Origin of the sequence: Rhodococcus sp. IEGM 1379 (assembly GCF_030056815.1) — a bacterium.
In the GTDB taxonomy this organism is placed as follows: Bacteria; Actinomycetota; Actinomycetes; order Mycobacteriales; family Mycobacteriaceae; genus Rhodococcus_F.
Window position 1 is genome coordinate 96190 of sequence record NZ_JASHKR010000001.1, and the last position, 16785, is coordinate 112974.

Here is a 16785-nt window from a genome sequence, read left to right on the forward strand (position 1 = left end):
GGAGCTGTCGGTGGGGCGGAGTTGAACGCCCGCCGTCGCCGGAACCGTGCCCCTAGAACCGCTGAACGAACAGGTATCAGTCGCCGTCGAACTCCTGGTAACCGATGTCGCCGTCACACCGGGGATTGCCGAGATACAGTGCCCCATCGGGTAGGTACGCCAATCCGATCGAGTCGATCAAACCGCCCTCGATGTGGAATTTGCACCCAGTATTGTCCGACCAGATCTGAACAACCTTGTACACGCCAATCCTTTGGGTGCTCAACGATTCCGAGCACTCTGCTGCCGCTGCGGACAGGGAGTCCTTCGAAATTGCACAAGCAACGCGCGAGGCGACGGACAACATCACGAGCGTCAGTGTGATCAGAACAAGCACTGGGGCGCCGGCGCTCAAACGCAGCGTCACAGGCGAGGGCGACAAGTAGCACGGTAAACCAGGTGAGCAAGGTCCACAAGGATGCTGGACCTCTGTCATCAGTCATCGTGAAACCTTCGCACAACGATGAGCGTGCCGACGGCAAATGACTTCAGATGGCTTGGGTCGGGGTCACCTACGGAACGTAGAAGGTTGCGACGCCGGGGGTGGTCGTTCCGCCCACAGCCGGTATGACGGTGACTGCAACCTGCCCGGCGCCGGTTTGCAGGATCGCCGCGGCCGGAATTCCGTTCAGCCCGTCCGATAGCCGGGCGGAGTCGGATGCCCCGGTCGAGAGATTCAGCCAGAGCACCTCGGACGAGAGCAGGCATCCCCACTGATCGTTCTGGCCACCGGTGATCGTCACCGCGCCAGGCTGCTCGCCGACCACCGCCATACAGCGGATCGGAGGTGCGTCGAAGCTGCCGTTCGGGTTCCCGTACGGCGCCGGGTTGATCTGGAACGGAACGGTTGCCGCTGCGGAGGCGAGGACTACCTGCGCCAGTGCGGACCCGATTACGATGGACGTGCAGATGGTAAGTCCGCGAACAAGTTTCATCACGGCTACCTCCAGCTGGCTGATGACTAGGTGTCGCGCCAATCCTGCACTCGGTATGTCGTCGTTGCAAGTTGGTCGTTGCCACTAGTGGCTCTTGACCACGGTTAGGTCTTAACCCCAAATAAGTCCGATGAGTCCGTTTTGCCTGGTACGTTCTTTCGAAACTGGAGAAACGGAGTTCCAGCGTGACAATCCGCCGCGTGCCCATCTTTTTCGTCTCGCTTCTAGCTACAGTCGCACTTGTTGCGGCAGGATGTTCGTCGGACTCTGACGCTGACTCGACGACCGCCACAACGGCGTCACCGCCGGCCGGTTCCGTTGCCGGAGTGACAGTGCCGGATGCGTTTACCGCGCTCACACTCAACACGATCGGGAATTCGCCGCTGCCGTTCCGTGGAACGGACGGCAAGTATCACGTTGCCTACGATCTGCAACTTACCAACGCCACCAAGGTGCCGGCGAGCCTGGACAAGATCGATGTTGTCGACGGAACTGATCCGACAAAAATCCTTGCCAGTTTCTCCGGTTCGGCATTGGTTGATCCGAAGTGTGCCTTCGGCAACTGCAATCGACTCCGCGACCTGCCCGCGGGCTACGTCGACAGTGCTGCGATCCCGCCGCAGGAGAGTCGGGTCCTGTTCATCGACTTCACCCTGGACTCGCTCGACCAGGCGCCGAAGGCTGTGTTACATCACCTCTACGGAACCGGCGCTGCCTCACCGGCATTCGGTGCGCCCGGGCCGATCGACTACCTGGCAACGCCGGTCGCTTTCTCCACACAGACCGTTCCGGTGATCTCGCCACCGGTGCGTGGTGATAATTGGATTGCGCTCAACGGTTGCTGCGAACCGGGTTTCCCGCATCGCAGTTCGGTGATGTCGGTCAACGGCAAACTGAACAACAGCCAGCGCTTCGCGATCGATTGGAAGCGCACCAACGACCAGGGTGACTTCTACGCCGGTGACAAGACCAGCAACGAGAGCTACGTCGATTACGGGACCGACATCCTTGCCGTCGCCGACGCCACGGTGGTCTCGATCCTCGACGGTATGGAGGCGAACGCTCCGGGCATCCTGCCCGCTAGCGATCCGGCGTTGGCAGCGAAATTGACTGTCGAGAATGTCGACGGAAATCACGTTGTGCTCGATCTCGGTGACGGCGTGTACGCAATGTACGCCCACATGATCTCCGGGTCTGTCACCGTCAAACCCGGTGACAAGGTGACCGAAGGCCAGGTACTCGGAAGGCTCGGAAACACCGGTAACGCCAATGCTTCACACCTGCATTTTCAGCTGATGAACGGACCGAGTTTGCTCGAGGCGGATTCGTTGCCGTATGAACTCGCGAGCTTCGACTACGACGGGCAGGTCGCGCCGCAGCAGATCGCTGATGCAGACGACTACCTGAGTGGCACATTCCTGCAGGGCAAGTTGCCGAAGCCGGAGCCGCGGACAGACGAAATGCCGCTTAACCTGGCGATCATCAACTTCCCCTAGGGTGGGCCGTTGGTCCGGGCCTCTCGAATGTGCTGTCCCGGGACGATCTATCAGTTGCAACGAAAACTGCCCGGTGACCGTCGGAGTCGACGGTCACCGGGCAGTGACGTAAATATGGGGGGTGGGGATCAGCGCAGGTACTGACCGCAGACGGGCCAGGCACCGGCGCCCTGGCCGGCGAGGACGTTTTCGGCGACGCGTTCCTGCTCGGCCTGGCTGGCATTGTGGGCACTGCCGGATCCGCCGAAGGCGTTCCAGGTGCTCTGGGTGAACTGCAGTCCGCCGTAGAAGCCGTTGCCGGTGTTTGCAGCCCAGTTGCCCGATGATTCGCATTCTGCGACGCCGGACCAGTCGTGGGTTGCGGCGGATGCGGTGCCGGCGCTGAGTCCGAGGGCTCCGGCCGCGAGGGCTCCGGCTGCGGCGACGGCGGCGATGGTGCGGGTAACGGTGTTCTTGGTCATTGAGGGTGAATCCTTTCGGGTCCCGCCATTGGAAGACGGTGACCGTCTCAATTCCCACCACAAGGAATGTTGTTGTCCGATATCGCGGGGTGGGATTTGGCGCCGGCGATTCGGTGCTGCCCGGTTGCTCGGGCTGAGAACAACGATAGAGAACGATCACGGATTGGTCACGGTTCGGCGTGTTTGCGCGGTTTTGTGCAACAGATGTGCATCGGTTGGTGTTTTTGCAGGTCAATTGCCGTTATGTGGGTGCGGAGAGCGTTACAGAATTGAGGCTAAATGTGATGTAGATCACTTTATTTGCTGTCGTGATTGGCCTGATGTGCGCTGTTTTCGACCGATTTGTGACATTCAAACGTCCGTCGCGGGCGGTTCGAGCGGGGGAGTTTCGACTGAGTTGCGAGCCGGTTCTTGTCGACTGACCGCCTTGGTTTTCCCTGTGGGCCAGAAGAATTGGAATCTGACCGACTTCGCGCATCGGGACGGATGCTCACCTGCGGGCTTACAAGATGGCGATGTCTGCGTACGTAGCTTCCATTGCGAGAGCGTCATGGGTGGCAATGCCCGTCGCAGGGTTGGGGCATGACAGGTCCGGGAGGCAGGACGTGACGCAAGGCCGCGATGGTGTGGCCACTGATGGGCGGCGCCTTGTGCGGGATTTACGTCGCGTGGCAATTCGCGGCTCCCGGTTTCGCGACGCGGTTCATGGGGATCTTCCTCGGCGTACTTTGCTCGCTTCCCGCCGGTTGATGGGTTGGAGACTCGCATTCGGTTGTGAAACAGGCATGGCAATAGCACTGGTGATCATCGCCGCTCTCGTATGGATGGGCATCGACGGCTGGGATTCGTCTACGTACGGTGCTGTTGGAGCGATCGCAGTCGTTGCCTTTGTTGCGTCATACGTATATTTTCCGGATCCGAGCTGCGTGCGTTCAGGATGAATGGTCGACGCGCTCAATATGATTGACCGATTTAAGTCAGTCAGGGCGCTGAAATTTCCTTCCGATTGCTTCTCTGCGTTCCCAAGGTGACCGCCGCCGCAGACAAGCACGGAGCGTTGTGTACGTGGCGCGCTCAACTCCATTCTCACGGACCCAATTTCGTCACTTTCCCCGGTTCAGGTCGGCTATCGGTACTGCGGCCGCTACGGTGAATGGACATTGCTTCGAGGTCAGGAGTCCGTCGTGCCAAAGTTGGAGATCAAGCGGAAGTCCGAACTTTCCCGGAAAGAGGCCTCTGAGAGGCTCATTGCGCTGGGACACGCACTTGCGAGCGGTTCGGAGGTGGAATTGGGCTCAGGTGGCGACTCGATTGAAATCGTTGTGGCCGACCGGGTCCAATGGGAGCTCGAGATTGAGGTCGACGGAGACAAGTGCGAGATCGAGATCGAGATCAGCTGGCGCGACGATCCGTCCAGCGACTCGAAGTCCGAGGCGCCCGAGAAATCGGCGCCTCCAGCCAAAGCCGTGCGTCGTAGTCGGCCGCGGAAGACCGCCGCAACCTGATCTGCCCCGGGCGTAGTCAGCGCCAAGTTAGGTGTCGAGGTCGGCGGCGAGGTGTCGGGCCTGCGTCAGCTCCGCCGTTGCACGCGCGGCAGCTTCCTCGGCGGAGCGGAGGGCAGAGTCGGCGGCTCGAACACCGATGCGAGGCTTGCGGGTCCGAAGCCACTGTAGGACACCGCGCCGAGCATCCGCCCGCGTCGCAGGTCGTCGCCGATGTCGGGGTCTGCGAGCGCCGCGCGCAGCGTTGCCCCGAGATCGAGAAGTCGATCAAGATTCTCCGGCTCGGCCCGAACCTGGATGTTGAGGGCCCAACCCGTCGTTGTGGGTTTTCGCAGACTGCCCAGTTCCTTTGCCCGTGCCTTGTCGCCAGCCTCCTTGGCTCGCATCACCCAGGCGTTTCGGGCAGCGACGAACTCCGAGGGCTCGAGCCAGTAGAGGTCTTCGGCGCTGTCGAAGTCCACACCTCATTGTGGCATTGCTTATGCACATCCGCACATGACGTAGCCGCCGGCACCCGAAGAGTGTCCAGCGGCTTTGTCAGGGTCGGCGCCCGCCTTGCGCCTCTCGGCAAGTGGCCGCTCGAAGCGGCATTTCTGGGGTGGTACCCGGGGCAATGGATCGGACACCGACAGTCTGTACAACGAGCACGTGCGACGGGTTATTCCGCCCGTCCGGGGTTCGCGGCTACAGGCTCGCAGCGATGCCTGCTCGGCGGCCGAAGAATGTACCGTCGCCTAGCGAGGTCCCGCTGATATAGCCCCACGAGTGCAGGCCGGACGTCGCGCGCCCCGCTGCGAACAGGCCGGGGATCGGGTCGCCGTCGAGGTCAAGGACGTGGCCGTCGACGGTGGTGTGCAAGCCGCCGATGGTGAATACCGCGGCGCCACCACCGCCGGTGCCGCGGTCGCCGAGCTCCGGTGGGGCCATGCCTCGTTGGACGTCGATCGCGGCAAACGGCGACCGCAGCGGCCGCAACCAACGCTCCGACTTGTGGAAGTACGGGTCCTCGCCGTCGGCCGCGAAGCGGTTGTACTCGCCGACGGTATTCTGCAGTGCGCCCTCCGGCATGCCGATCTCTCGTTCGAGCTCCTCGAGGGTTTCGGCGACAAAATGTGGTTGCACGCCCCATCGTTCGTCGACTGGCACCTCCTCGTACGCCTGCTCGTCGAGGATCACCCACACCTTCAGGTTGTGCTTGAAGAGCGCTGCCTGCCCGACTATGCCGGGATAGACGTCTTCGTTGATGAATCGTTGGCCCACGTTGTTGACGATCATGCCGCGCACCATCATTCCGGGTACCAGCGAGATCCCGACCTGGCCGGCGGACATGTGCTTGACTGCTGCGCCGGCAGCCTGCGCTATGACGATGCCGCGTCCGTCGTCGCCGCCGTCGCTGTTGACACTCAAGCCCACCAACTGTGGTGCGTGCTGCGCCAGCATCTCCTTGTTGTCTGCGAAGCCGCCAGTGGTGATGACGACGCCGCGACGAGCTCGATACGTGACCGTCTCGTTGAAGTGGCGGGCGAGGACACCGACTACCCGGCCGTTGTCGGTGATCAGTCGCAGCGCTGTCGTGTCGGAGTGGACTGCGATGGCACTTTTCTCGACGGCCTCGCTGAGCACGGCCATCAGGATCTTGCCGCCAAAGCCGTCGGAGGTCACGCGGTGTCCTCGTGGCGCGGGCTTGGCGATCTCGTAGAACGGGTAGGCGTTCTCGCCCATCCACATCAAGCCGTCGTCAGTGGGCGGAACCCAGGTGGGGGAGTCCCACAACGACGGCTTGAACGGCACACCGTGGTCGACCAGCCACTGGTAGTGGGCGACGCTCTCGCGGCTGTAGAGACTTACCTTCTCCTGGTCGGCGTCGGGTCCGAGGGCAGCGAGGAGGAACTTCTCCATGTCTTCGGCGCTGTCGTCGAATCCGCACGCCTCTTGGATGGGGGTGCCGCCGCCGAGATACATTTCGCCGCCGGAGAGCGCCGATGATCCGCCCCCGCCGCTCTGCCGTTCGAGGAGGATCACGTCGGCTCCGGACTCGACGGCTTCGAGTGCGGCAGAAGCGCCGGCGCAGCCGTAACCCAGAACGAGGACATCAGTTTCGTGGTCGAAGGAATCGATCTCAGCGATATCGATGGCTGTGACGGGTACGCGTGCGCTCATCCGGTTCTCCTGTTGTCAACACTGGCATCAGAGTGGTGCCAGTCACAGTAGGGGTGTTTCGGAGGATCGAGTATTCACTGACCCAGTCAGTGGGAGGTGGCTGAATCGGTTGAGTCCCTGACCTTCTCGGCCAATTTTCCGGACCTTGCCCGTCTCGCGGATGGAATTGGATCGTCAGGTACGTCGAGTTTTCCGCTTCTTGTGCGTACCGTCGCAGAAGGGCGGGATCGATGTGCCGCCGCATCTGCAGAGCGCTACCGTGGCTCGTTCGCGGGAGATTGGGTTGCCGTCGGCATCTATCAGAGTTGCCGGGCCGCGTACGAGCAGCGGGCCGTCCGGGCATACCGTGATCGTGACATCGCGATCCTCACATCCAGGATTGGAAACGGAGCTCACATGTCCTCCACAGAGATTGATCGAGCACCATCACACACAACCAACGTGAGTACGCGCATGCCGATCCCTGCTGCGCGAGGACCGGTCAGTGCGCGGTTGATCGCGGTGCTGTCCGGTTCCGACGCTAACCCTGCGGCCTTCATCGCTGCCGCCCGGGGGTTGGCTGAGCAGCACGACGGACGATCGATCCTGTTCGACGAGGACGCACAGCTGACGCTGACACTGCTGTACGAACTCCACCTACAGGGACTTCACGATGTGTCCGACGATTGGGAATGGAACCTCGACCTTCTTGCAGGACGTGCCGCACTGGAAACGAGCTTCGAAGCAGCGGTGCGTGACGTCGTAGGCGCGCAGCAGGTCAAGGATGACGATGTGGTGTCCGAACTGTGGGCAATGACTGCGCCGTCGACGGGCCCGAGTATGTCCAAATTTATGGCAACAGAAGCCAGTGCAGACCAGTTTCGAGAGGTGCTTGTCCATCGTTCCCTCAACCAACTGAGGGAATCCGACGTTCACACTTTGGGCATACCCCGGCTGGCCGGGTCGCCGAAGGCCGCTCTGGTGGAGGTGCAGGCAGACGAGTACGGAGGAGGTCGGCTCGAACGGATGCACTCGACGCTCTTTGCGGCGACGATGCGCGAACTCGGCCTCACGGATCGATATGCGCATTACCTCGAGGTAGTTCCGGCGGTGACTCTGGCAGCACTGAACGTGCTTTCGTTCTTCGGACTGCACAGGCGCCATCTCGGGGCTTTGGTCGGTCATCTGTGTGCGGTGGAGACCACCTCCTCACTGCCGAGCAAGAACTACAGCGCCGGCCTGCGAAGGCTCGGTTTCGGCGTGGAGGCCACCTTGTTCTACGACGAGCATGTCGAAGCCGACTCGGTTCACGAGCAGATTGCAGTTCGTGACCTTGCCGGGGGCCTCGCCGAGCATGATCCTGCAATGGGTAGGAATATTCTGTTCGGTGCCGCCGCATGTCTGGTGTTCGACGATCTATTGGCCGAACATATTACGGGCAGTTGGGCGCGGGGAGAGTCTTCATTGCGCAGTTCCCGCGCTACGGGTGACCTGAAAAAGTGATCGGATGGCGCGATCAACAGAATGCCTGCAGGGAGCACGATCTGAATCGAGGGTATCCGGACAGTGATATTATCTGTATCCTCTGATACAGATAAATTGTTTCCGATGTGCGGACGGGCGTCCGAACCGGGAGCGACGACGTGTCGTCTAGTGGTTTGACCTGTCGAGGGCGGCGGGACACGTGATCGGAATTACTTCAGCGAACGGAGAGTACAGTGTCCAATGCAAATGGAGAGCTCCCAATTGATGACGCACATACCAATCGATCGCATGTCGGTGAAGCGATCGCCGACGAACGTGGTTATCCCGGATACATTCTGATCGGGCTTGGTCTTGCGGCACTCGGATTAGCTTTGGTGGCAGCAGGTTACGGATTTCGTGGATGGGCACTTCTTGCTGGGATTGTGTGCGCGGCGTCCTTCGCATTTGGAGTGTTTGCCGTTCTGATGGAGCGTCGGCGCATCAAGCGTTTCGAAGGTCGAGATCTTCTGGATCAGGAAGGTCACTGATTCACACCTAACTGACAGAGCTGATGTGATGGAGATTGAAGGGGCTCGTTGACGACTGGAAAGCCGGGCATTGCCATGGGGAATGAGCGGGCAATCAACAGGCGGACAATAACTTACGGCATCTCTGTTGGTTTGACTGTGGCTACGATGATCATGGCGATCGTATGGCTCGGTACTCGGCGCGGCGAGTGTTTCGGCGCCGACACGTTGGTCTGCTCGCGGAAGGATCGGCGTCTGTTGGTCTTCTTGCCGAGTGCGACGCTGGCACTGGGCGCTGTCGGTGCATTCTTACGTGCTTCGCCGCGATGGCATCGCATGCAGCGGCTGTGCATCAGAGCTTACCTAGGATGGATTCTTGCTGGGCTGACAGTGGCGTACGGGGTGGCATCCTTTTTGTTCCTGTTCTGACCTCGGGTGGGACCAAATCGGTTGTCGGGCCAGCTAGATGCGCTCTTCCACCCGCACGCCGCCCGGGATACCCAACAGGAATTCATCCGAAACCTAATGCGCTGATTCACTTTTAGTCTGCTGATTCGGGAATCTTCTGCCCCCTCCTGCACGTTGTCCAACTATGACTACCTACAAAACAGTCAATCCCGCGACAGGTGAAACCGTCAGGGAGTTCGACACTTTGGACGACAGCGGAGTGGAAGCCGCATTGACGAAGGTGCATCGCGGCTATCTGAGCTGGAAAAGGTCTGCACGGCAAACGCGCTCACAAGTACTGGGTCGGACTGCCGAGTTGTACATCGAACGCGCCGACGAGTTAGCGCGCATGATCTCGCTGGAGATGGGCAAACCGGTCCGCGAAGCGAAGGGTGAAGTACAACTGTCCGCGGCCATCTACCAGTGGTACGCCGATCACGGGCCGGCGTTGCTCGACGAAGAGCATCTCGACGTTCCCGGAGCCGAAGAATCGGTGGTGTACCGGCGCCCCATCGGCGCGCTGGTGGGTGTGATGCCATGGAATTACCCCTACTACCAGGTCGCCCGGTTCGCAGCGCCCAATCTGATACTCGGCAACACGATCATTCTCAAGCACGCGTCCAACTGTCCGCAGTCCGCATTGTTGATGGAAGAGATTCTGCAGCAAGCCGGTCTGCCCGACGACGCCTACGTCAACGTCTTCGCGAGCAACGAGCAGATCGCTGACATGATCGCCGATCCTCGAGTGCAGGGTGTGTCCTTGACCGGTAGTGAGCGCGCCGGGACCAGCGTTGCGGAAACCGCGGGACGCAACCTCAAGAAGGTAGTCCTCGAACTCGGCGGTTCCGACGTGTTCATTGTCCTCGATTCCGACGACATGGATGCCACAGTTGCGTCGGCGACCAAGGCGCGCTTGTCCAACGCCGGTCAGGCATGCAATGCGGCAAAGCGATTCATCGTCATCGAAGATTTCTACGACGACTTCACGCGCAAGCTGACGGCTTCATTCGAATCCGTTTCCGCTGGTGATCCTTTGGAAGAAAGTACGGTTCTGGGACCACTGTCCTCGAACAGTGCCGCTGACACGTTGATCGAGCAGATCGAGGACGCGGTGCACAAGGGAGCGACACTGCTGACCGGAGGGAAGAAGGTCGACGGACCAGGCGCGTACGTTCAACCCACCCTGTTGGCAGACGTCACCCCGGAGATGCGTGCGTACAGTGAAGAACTCTTCGGACCTGCGGGCGTCGTCTACAAGGTGAAGTCCGCGGAAGAGGCAGTGGAGCTTGCCAATTCGTCGGTCTACGGATTGAGCGGGTCGGTCTGGAGCGCCGACCTCGACGCGGCGCGTTCGGTGGCTGCCGATCTCGACGTCGGAATGGCGTTTGTCAACGAACACGGGACGACATTGCCCGGTCTCCCATTCGGCGGCGTCAAACGATCCGGCGTCGGGCGCGAGCTAGGCCCCTGGGGAATGGACGAATTTGTCAACAAGAAGCTGATTCGCGTCTCCAAGAAGTAAGGACCGGATATGTCCCCCGACTCCTGTTCCGATGGAGTCGGGGGACATTCGTGCGGGCACCCATCCGAGTGGGTGAATCTCACTGCTGGTCAGGTGACGAGCCCCTCGCACGTGGCTACGGATTCGGGTGTCGTACCGACGGGAACGAAGGTTTCCAGAAGCAGATCGGGGTCCTCGTATCGGGCTGTGCGTGTGAGGGCTTGCTGCTGGGAAAGGGTCTCGTGCACTTCGTCGCCTGTCATCGGGTAATCGGACACAGGATGCCGCCAGTGCGCCGCCACCAGCACGCCGTCCGTCGTGAGATGCGCTGTGGCTTCGTCCACGACACGCGGAAGCGCAGACGGGTCGAGATAGTAGCACACTTCGCTGAGAACGATCAGGTCGAATGTGGTGTCCGGCCACGGATCGCCGAGCGCCCAGCGAACGAAGGCTATGTCCTGGTGGGGAGTTCGCTCCATCCGTGACCGAGCTGACGCGAGAGCAGACTCGACGATGTCGGTGGCCAGTAGGCGGTCACATCGAGGCGCGAGCACGGTGGTGAGGTTGCCGATGGAGCAGCCGGGTTCGAACGCGTGACGGAATCGCTCGCGCGGCAGTATCGCGGCAGTGAGATGGCGTTTGCGGTGCTCGTACCAACGTTTGTCGAATCCCCATGGATCTGGGTTTTGCGCGTACATCTCGGTGAAATAGTCGTCAGGCATTCTGGTCATGGGACGAACACCGTTTCGTGGTTACGTATCAGTCGGGCGAGTACGTGTGGCGGGAGGACCGCCCGGTCTGCCGGGTGCTCCGACAGATCGGTGATCTGGCTTGCGAACATTCCGGCTGCTGCCCGTTTCGCGTCGAGCCGGTCCATGGTGAGCGGGACGCTTCGGGCGCGTGCCCAAGGAACCGAGGGGTCATCTGGAAAGGACCAGTGCCACATCCAGATCGGATACTCGACAAGGACCGCTCCGGCGTCGTGTGCCGCCCGTGCCGCAGCGCGGCCGGCGGCTTCGTGGTCGGGATGGCCGTCGGTACGCAGGGGGGCTGCGCACCAGAAACCTGCTTGCAAGTAGGAACGGATCCGATCAGCGAGGATGTCCTCGTGGTCGGCCACCTCTCCGTCCGGCAAGCTCAGGCGGATCGGTGAAGCTAGCCCGAGGCATATTGCGGCCCGGTTCGATTCGTCGCGTCGGCGGGTTGCCAGCTCATGCGGGGTCACCGTCGGAGAATCCGGGTGGGAGGCATCTCCGTCGGTGACGGACAGGATCGTCACCGGCACACTTCGAGCCGCCAATTCGGACGCCCACCCCCCGATACCGAGGACCTCGTCGTCTGGGTGCGGGGCGACCAGTACCAGTGCCGGGCATTGCCGGTCGTCCAAGGGATCGAACAGTGTGTGTCCCGCCCAACTACTTTCGGGTGTGCCCCCGTCCGCGACCGGTGAACTTTCGAAGCGTTGCGCGCTAGTCATCAGTCGGTACCTTCCGTTCGTAAGACCCGGGCCAAATCGGCGAGGTCTCGTTCGGCGTGACTCTGACGCACGTAGACCGTCAGGTCTGCGACGAGTTGGGCATGCCGGGCATCGTTGCACAGGGGTGCGGCACCGAGCGCTCGGCCGACACGGTCGATTACCTCGCTCACGGCGGCCTCGACGACAGCACGGACCCGTCGTGCCCGGATCTCCCCGCGGACACGGTCGAGAGGGTATCGGTCGAGGTCGAGTGCGGCGGCATCGAGGACACTGCCGGCGGCGTACAGGGCGGCATCAACGCCGCCCAGATGTGCGAGACGATGTGGGTCGTCGCTCGTGGTTGCGCGTAGCGTGTCTGCCACTGCCTGAGCCCCGCCGTACCAGCACGCAGCCACGCCGATCGCGCCATGCCAGAAGCCGGGGCGGGTGAGATAGTCGCTCGCAGCACCAATTGACTCGGCAGGAACCTTCGTGAAATCTACTGCGCCGGAATCGCTTCGGGACATTCCGACTGCATGCCAGCTGTCCGGTACCGGTGCGATCCCGGTAGCGGAGAGGTCGACTGCGAATAGCGCCGACTCGTCACCGGAGCGTGCAGTGACGAGTGCGTGAGTGCAGATTCTCGCGCCCGAACACCACAGCTTCCGTCCGTCGAGGACAATGCCCTCCGACGTTTTTTGCGCAACAACCACCGCATTCGGGGGGTCGGCTGCCCACACACCCCAGAGTTCGCCGAATCGGGGGGCTGGACCCGACAACTCCCGCAAGATGGCGACCGCGTCGGCGTGCGCTTCGAGCATGCGGGCACCGACGAGGTCGACTCGCGCCGCATCAGTGAGTTTATGCCACCGCTCGCGGGAGCTGCCCGATCCAGGGAGCGGCCACTGGGCCGCCTCGTCGGGAGTGATCGACGGATGCACCGACATGGATTTCACTGGTGCTCCGCGACTGCGACTGGACTTTGCGGGGAGCCGTGTTCGAGACCGCGGAGATGATCACCGAATCCTCCGCGTGCTCGAGGCGTTCTCCGGTCGGACGTGGTCACCACGTTCCGTTCATCCCACGCGATCCGTGCCCCCGCATCGCGCATCCGTTCCACCAGGTCGACGTCTTCCGAGACGGCCAGCGGGCGGAATCCGCCGACCCGGTGGTAGAGGTCGGCCCGCATTCCCAGGTTGGCCCCGTGGATGTGGCCATGATTGTTGTTCCCACGTCGGCGATACGCGTTGTCATATCGCCGACGGGTCCGTTCGGAATGTGTGGACCAGTCGACCCGGACTTTGCCCACGACCACATCGTGATGTGGCCAGTAGTCGAGTTGGTCGACGTACCACGACTCGGGAACTGTCGAGTCTGCGTCCGTAGTCGTAAACCAGACATCCTCGCGGCCGATGCTCCCGCTTGCGGTGAACCCTGCGGCTCTGGCGGCGCCTACGTTGCGGTACTCCACGACGAGTACGTCCGCGAAGTCTCCGACCGCATGTGCGGAACCATCCGAACACGAGTCGAGCACGACGATCGTCGTCACCGGAACCGGCACGGAGTCGGCGGCGTGCCGAATACTCCGTAGACAGGCCGGCAGCAGTTGCTGCTCGTTATGGGCGGGTATGACAGTGACGACAGCCCGCACAGTGTGGGGAGATTTCAACTGCATCGACGATTCTCCTTGTTCGACAAAGTGAGCGGTCAGTTTCTGGTCGTGGGTGTGGCCTGAACACTGCCTGCTCTCCAGCTATTTCTTAGAGACGACTCCAGACTCGATGCGACGCGAGCAGTGCGACTACCTGCTCGCGTACCGATGCGCTGTCTTCGCCGGTGACGATGCCGTCCGACGCAGTGAGCTCAGCTGATTCGAGAAGGACTGTCCCGTCGTTCCATGCACCGATGACCTTGCCGTGGCGGAACATTTCCGCGAGAAGAATGTCCAGCCGCGGATCCGTCGGGGCTCCGGCGAGAAGAAGTGCATCGAACTTGATCGATCGGGCAGTGTCGAAGGTGCGCGAGACCGGGACAATAACCGAGTCGGAGACCAATTCACCACCGTGCGGGCCGATCCCAGCGGCACCATTCCAGCGGCGGTGTCGTGGGTCCAGGGGCGCCTGCGATTGGCGGGTTCTTCTTTGCGGGGTTCTTCTCAGCCACTTTCTTGGACATGATGCCACCTCATTGTCTAGTCGAAGGCTCGTCAGAAATATGTGTCGCTGACCGCGAAACAGGAGGTGTCAGGCCAGTTTGAGTCCGCCCTCGGCGGCGAAGACCAGTCGGCCGTCGTCGAGGGCGATCGCCCACCGTTTCGCCGGTGCCCATTCCCGGCCTATCTCGGAGGGGACGATGACTGCGTCGGCGAAGTCTTCGATGACGGACCCGATCTGAGTTCTGGCATCGCCGGTGTGAGATTCGGCGGTCGAGATCACCTGGACTCGGGTACCGACGACAATGCCGTTGCCCGAGACCAGTTCCGTGATGACACCGTCGTTGTCGGGTGTGTGACCGATTTCCCCTCGTGCTTCACCGATGAGTTCTTCGGTCTTGTGCTTTGTCTGGTCGATGAAATCGGCCATGGTGATCTGATCCTCTCTGTTGGGTGACGCCTACCTTGTGGGTGGGATCGTTCGTCGATCGATCCGGCATTCACTGTCGCCAAAACATCATGGGTATTTCTGAAGCCGCACGTTGCTGAGAGATTCGGTTGTGGTGGGATTCCGAATCAGGTTCCGGTGGTTCCGTCTACGGACTCGAGTATCTGTTGGTAGGTGATCCGACGCGGGGCGTCGGCGTCGAACGCGCGTACAGCGAGGCGGCCGAGGTGTGTCAGCGGAAATCTGATCACCTTGTATTGCAAACGCATTGCGTCCCGTGGCAGGGAAACCCAAATACTCATGAGTCGGCCTCATTCGTGGGGATGGAGTTGGATGCAGGTGGAGGTGTCAGTGTCGTTGGGCGTTACCCGGCGGTGTTACTGACTGACCGGTCTTCATGACGCCTGCGGTAACTTGTATGCCCCTTCCGCTCATTCCCGAGGGTTGATTGTCCGGAGCATGAACCGGAACACTATTGCCGTTCCTGCGCCGATTATTACGCCGGCGACAACGTCGGCCAGTACGACGCTGACTGTGACCCCCAAGATGACTGCGGTGGTCATCACCACGACGACATCCGCGGTGTGGCGGCGGTGACTGGTTTCGGAGGTGACCTTTTCCGGTAGATCGATTGCGCGCTTTGGTGTGAACGGATACGAAAGCGAAGAGAGGGATGTGATTATCGCCCGTGCGCAAGGTTGGCACATTGTCACTGGAGGGTGTTTCTGCTGTTTCAGTTGGCGTTTGAGGTCATCTCTGCGGCGATGGGGTCGCCGAAGATCAGTGCGATCGGTAGCTTCAACTCGGCCGTGCGCGAGGTGGAGTTGCAGAATTGAGCCAGGTCGCTTTGTGTGGACAGGGCGCTAGTCGACGTCATCATGCTTGCTCCAACGGTAGGGGTGCGCCAGTGTTTTCCATCTGCATATGCGGTTTTCCGTACCTTAAATCTATATCAGCTGACATAGATAATTGGCAACACCGGCGCGGAGAAAACTGGCACGGCGGGCGATTGTCGAACTGTGCGCGCGTAGCTGTAGGCGGGCTGAGAGACGCGAATCCACAGCCGTCCGAAAACGACACCGTCGTCGCAACCTCTCATATGAGAAGTTGCGACGACGGCTGGAATCTACGGTGTCAAAATGTTGGGTCGGGCGAACCCACGGTCCCTCGTACCCCGATCGCATTGCGCTACAACGTTATCCCCAGAGATATGGATTCCCGTTCAATCGAGAGTGGAATGATGCTCGACGATGACCTTGCGAGCAAGGTCCGCGACCTTGACATTCATCTCCTGAGAAGTTCGTATCAGGGTGTCGACGGCCTTGTCCTCGGAAACTCGATGCAAAGCCATCAATAGACCGACGGCCTGGCCGATCTCACGGTTACTCGCTAGTCCTCGCCGCAGAGATTCCGAATCCTCACCTCGCGAAAGCGCGGTGACTGCCACCGACGCGAAAGAAGTCAACACGACCGCCTGGTCGGCTACGTCTTTCGAGAAAGCGCCGGGTGTATCGGAGAAGAGATTGAGCGCGCCGAACTTACGACGGTCAACCAACAATCGGAAACCCATCGACCCGCGAATCGGTGTCTCCGACACAGCTTTCTGCGCGAATTCGGGCCACTGATTCGGAGTCCTGAGATCGGATTCGAGTTGGGGTAGTTCAGTTTCGAGAGCGTCGATACACGGACCTTCTCCCGTGGCGCGTTCCAGTTCGTCTGCATAAGCGGCAGTCTCGTCACTTGCGGCGACTGTGACGTTGGTTTTTCCCCGGCGCAGCATCAAGCTGGCATGATCACAACCAGGAATCAGCTCGACAGCGGCCGAACAAATTGCATTGTAAACCTCGGCGCTGTCCTCTGCGGAGTAGAGAATCGCGGCCAACGCCGCGAATACTGCTGCGGGTTCTTTCAGCGTCTTATCGGGCCCAGTCATCGCCATACACCTCGGGTCTTCCGTTCATTCAAACGTGCATCGAACGGTTTGAATCCTACGTTCTCGCAGTTCGCGGGCTAAGTACAGCTCGGCTTTGCAAGGGGGCAAAATGGGTCTCGTTGGGCACAGCGTCCCGCGCAGGTATCTCGAGAGATGCCTGCGCGGATGATGTGTTGGGTTAGCACTGGTGGGGCGGGGGGGGCCCCCCCCCCCGGCCCCCCCCCCCCCCCCCAACATTTAAAGGTGGTGTAAAAACAACACAAATATGCCCCCCCCCCCCCCCCC

General features: G+C 61.0%; 21 protein-coding genes and 1 pseudogene. 7 read left to right on the plus strand and 15 right to left on the minus strand.

All coding sequences use genetic code 11. The annotated features are described in order from the left end of the window. Positions 1–76 precede the first annotated feature (76 nt). Both QM600_RS00435 and QM600_RS00440 read right to left on the minus strand, forming a co-directional pair. A complete protein-coding gene (locus QM600_RS00435) occupies positions 77–406 on the minus strand; it encodes a hypothetical protein (RefSeq protein ID WP_283259515.1) in 330 nt (109 codons plus the stop codon). 145 nt (positions 407–551) lie between these two features. After that, complete coding sequence (locus QM600_RS00440; protein WP_283259516.1) at positions 552–974, minus strand: hypothetical protein; 423 nt, start codon at positions 972–974, stop codon at positions 552–554. A 200-nt stretch (positions 975–1174) separates the two neighbouring features. Between QM600_RS00440 and QM600_RS00445 the strand changes: the two genes are divergently transcribed. Continuing rightward, on the plus strand, positions 1175–2470 hold the full coding sequence (locus QM600_RS00445) for a M23 family metallopeptidase (RefSeq protein WP_283259517.1): 1296 nt from the start codon (positions 1175–1177) through the stop codon (positions 2468–2470). Positions 2471–2604: 134 nt separating this feature from the next. Here the strand turns inward: QM600_RS00445 and QM600_RS00450 are convergent. Then, positions 2605–2931: pseudogene (locus QM600_RS00450) on the minus strand (transglycosylase family protein); the annotation flags it as partial. Positions 2932–4115: 1184 nt separating this feature from the next. Between QM600_RS00450 and QM600_RS00455 the strand changes: the two are divergent. Then, on the plus strand, positions 4116–4436 hold the full coding sequence (locus QM600_RS00455; RefSeq protein WP_283259519.1) for an amphi-Trp domain-containing protein: 321 nt from the start codon (positions 4116–4118) through the stop codon (positions 4434–4436). Between the two features lie 65 nt (positions 4437–4501). On the opposite strand, the gene QM600_RS00460 is transcribed toward QM600_RS00455, so the two are convergent. The 3 genes from QM600_RS00460 to QM600_RS00470 all read right to left on the minus strand — a co-directional run bounded on the left by QM600_RS00460 (position 4502) and on the right by QM600_RS00470 (position 6989). After that, the gene (locus tag QM600_RS00460; RefSeq protein WP_283259520.1) at positions 4502–4894 is read right to left on the minus strand and encodes a hypothetical protein; all 393 of its coding nucleotides are present in this window, start codon (positions 4892–4894) and stop codon (positions 4502–4504) included. Positions 4895–5117: 223 nt separating this feature from the next. After that, the gene (locus QM600_RS00465; protein WP_283259521.1) at positions 5118–6593 is read right to left on the minus strand and encodes an FAD-dependent oxidoreductase; all 1476 of its coding nucleotides are present in this window, start codon (positions 6591–6593) and stop codon (positions 5118–5120) included. A 174-nt stretch (positions 6594–6767) separates the two neighbouring features. Then, positions 6768–6989 (minus strand): CDGSH iron-sulfur domain-containing protein, encoded by a 222-nt coding sequence (locus QM600_RS00470; protein ID WP_283259522.1) that lies wholly within the window; start codon positions 6987–6989, stop codon positions 6768–6770. Between QM600_RS00470 and QM600_RS00475 the strand changes: the two genes are divergently transcribed. From QM600_RS00475 to QM600_RS00490, 4 genes are all read left to right on the plus strand, one after another. After that, positions 6990–8075 carry an iron-containing redox enzyme family protein gene (locus QM600_RS00475; protein WP_283259523.1) on the plus strand — a complete coding sequence of 362 codons (1086 nt, stop codon included), beginning with the start codon at positions 6990–6992 and terminating at the stop codon, positions 8073–8075. A gap of 215 nt (positions 8076–8290) precedes the next feature. Next, positions 8291–8584 carry a hypothetical protein gene (locus QM600_RS00480; protein ID WP_283259524.1) on the plus strand — a complete coding sequence of 98 codons (294 nt, stop codon included), beginning with the start codon at positions 8291–8293 and terminating at the stop codon, positions 8582–8584. 153 nt (positions 8585–8737) lie between these two features. Then, positions 8738–8992, plus strand: coding sequence for a hypothetical protein (locus tag QM600_RS00485; RefSeq protein ID WP_283259525.1), 255 nt, complete (start codon positions 8738–8740; stop codon positions 8990–8992). Positions 8993–9155: 163 nt separating this feature from the next. Further along, positions 9156–10532 (plus strand): NAD-dependent succinate-semialdehyde dehydrogenase, encoded by a 1377-nt coding sequence (locus QM600_RS00490; protein ID WP_283259526.1) that lies wholly within the window; start codon positions 9156–9158, stop codon positions 10530–10532. 89 nt (positions 10533–10621) lie between these two features. On the opposite strand, the gene QM600_RS00495 is transcribed toward QM600_RS00490, so the two are convergent. The 7 genes from QM600_RS00495 to QM600_RS00525 form a co-directional block, all read right to left on the minus strand. Beyond that, positions 10622–11242 (minus strand): class I SAM-dependent DNA methyltransferase, encoded by a 621-nt coding sequence (locus tag QM600_RS00495; protein WP_283259527.1) that lies wholly within the window; start codon positions 11240–11242, stop codon positions 10622–10624. Beyond that, positions 11239–11988: a PIG-L deacetylase family protein gene (locus QM600_RS00500; protein WP_283259528.1), complete on the minus strand. Its 750-nt coding sequence runs from the start codon at positions 11986–11988 to the stop codon at positions 11239–11241. Before QM600_RS00500 ends, QM600_RS00495 begins: the two co-directional genes overlap by 4 nt. Next, entirely contained in the window at positions 11988–12914 is a 927-nt protein-coding gene (locus QM600_RS00505) for an acyl-CoA dehydrogenase family protein (RefSeq protein ID WP_283259663.1), read from the minus strand. The genes QM600_RS00500 and QM600_RS00505 overlap by 1 nt, the downstream gene beginning before the upstream one ends. Positions 12915–12919: 5 nt before the next feature. Continuing rightward, positions 12920–13642 (minus strand): glycosyltransferase family 2 protein, encoded by a 723-nt coding sequence (locus QM600_RS00510; RefSeq protein WP_283259529.1) that lies wholly within the window; start codon positions 13640–13642, stop codon positions 12920–12922. 85 nt (positions 13643–13727) lie between these two features. Beyond that, complete coding sequence (locus QM600_RS00515; protein ID WP_283259530.1) at positions 13728–14021, minus strand: type 1 glutamine amidotransferase family protein; 294 nt, start codon at positions 14019–14021, stop codon at positions 13728–13730. A 189-nt stretch (positions 14022–14210) separates the two neighbouring features. After that, the gene (locus QM600_RS00520; protein ID WP_283259531.1) at positions 14211–14549 is read right to left on the minus strand and encodes a hypothetical protein; all 339 of its coding nucleotides are present in this window, start codon (positions 14547–14549) and stop codon (positions 14211–14213) included. A gap of 146 nt (positions 14550–14695) precedes the next feature. Further along, positions 14696–14869 (minus strand): hypothetical protein, encoded by a 174-nt coding sequence (locus tag QM600_RS00525; RefSeq protein WP_283259532.1) that lies wholly within the window; start codon positions 14867–14869, stop codon positions 14696–14698. Between the two features lie 157 nt (positions 14870–15026). Between QM600_RS00525 and QM600_RS00530 the strand changes: the two genes are divergently transcribed. Beyond that, a complete protein-coding gene (locus QM600_RS00530; protein WP_283259533.1) occupies positions 15027–15164 on the plus strand; it encodes a hypothetical protein in 138 nt (45 codons plus the stop codon). Positions 15165–15300: 136 nt separating this feature from the next. On the opposite strand, the gene QM600_RS00535 is transcribed toward QM600_RS00530, so the two are convergent. Both QM600_RS00535 and QM600_RS00540 read right to left on the minus strand, forming a co-directional pair. Continuing rightward, the gene (locus QM600_RS00535) at positions 15301–15447 is read right to left on the minus strand and encodes a hypothetical protein (RefSeq protein ID WP_283259534.1); all 147 of its coding nucleotides are present in this window, start codon (positions 15445–15447) and stop codon (positions 15301–15303) included. A gap of 342 nt (positions 15448–15789) precedes the next feature. After that, the gene (locus QM600_RS00540) at positions 15790–16500 is read right to left on the minus strand and encodes a GAF and ANTAR domain-containing protein (RefSeq protein WP_283259535.1); all 711 of its coding nucleotides are present in this window, start codon (positions 16498–16500) and stop codon (positions 15790–15792) included. Positions 16501–16785: the final 285 nt, after the last annotated feature.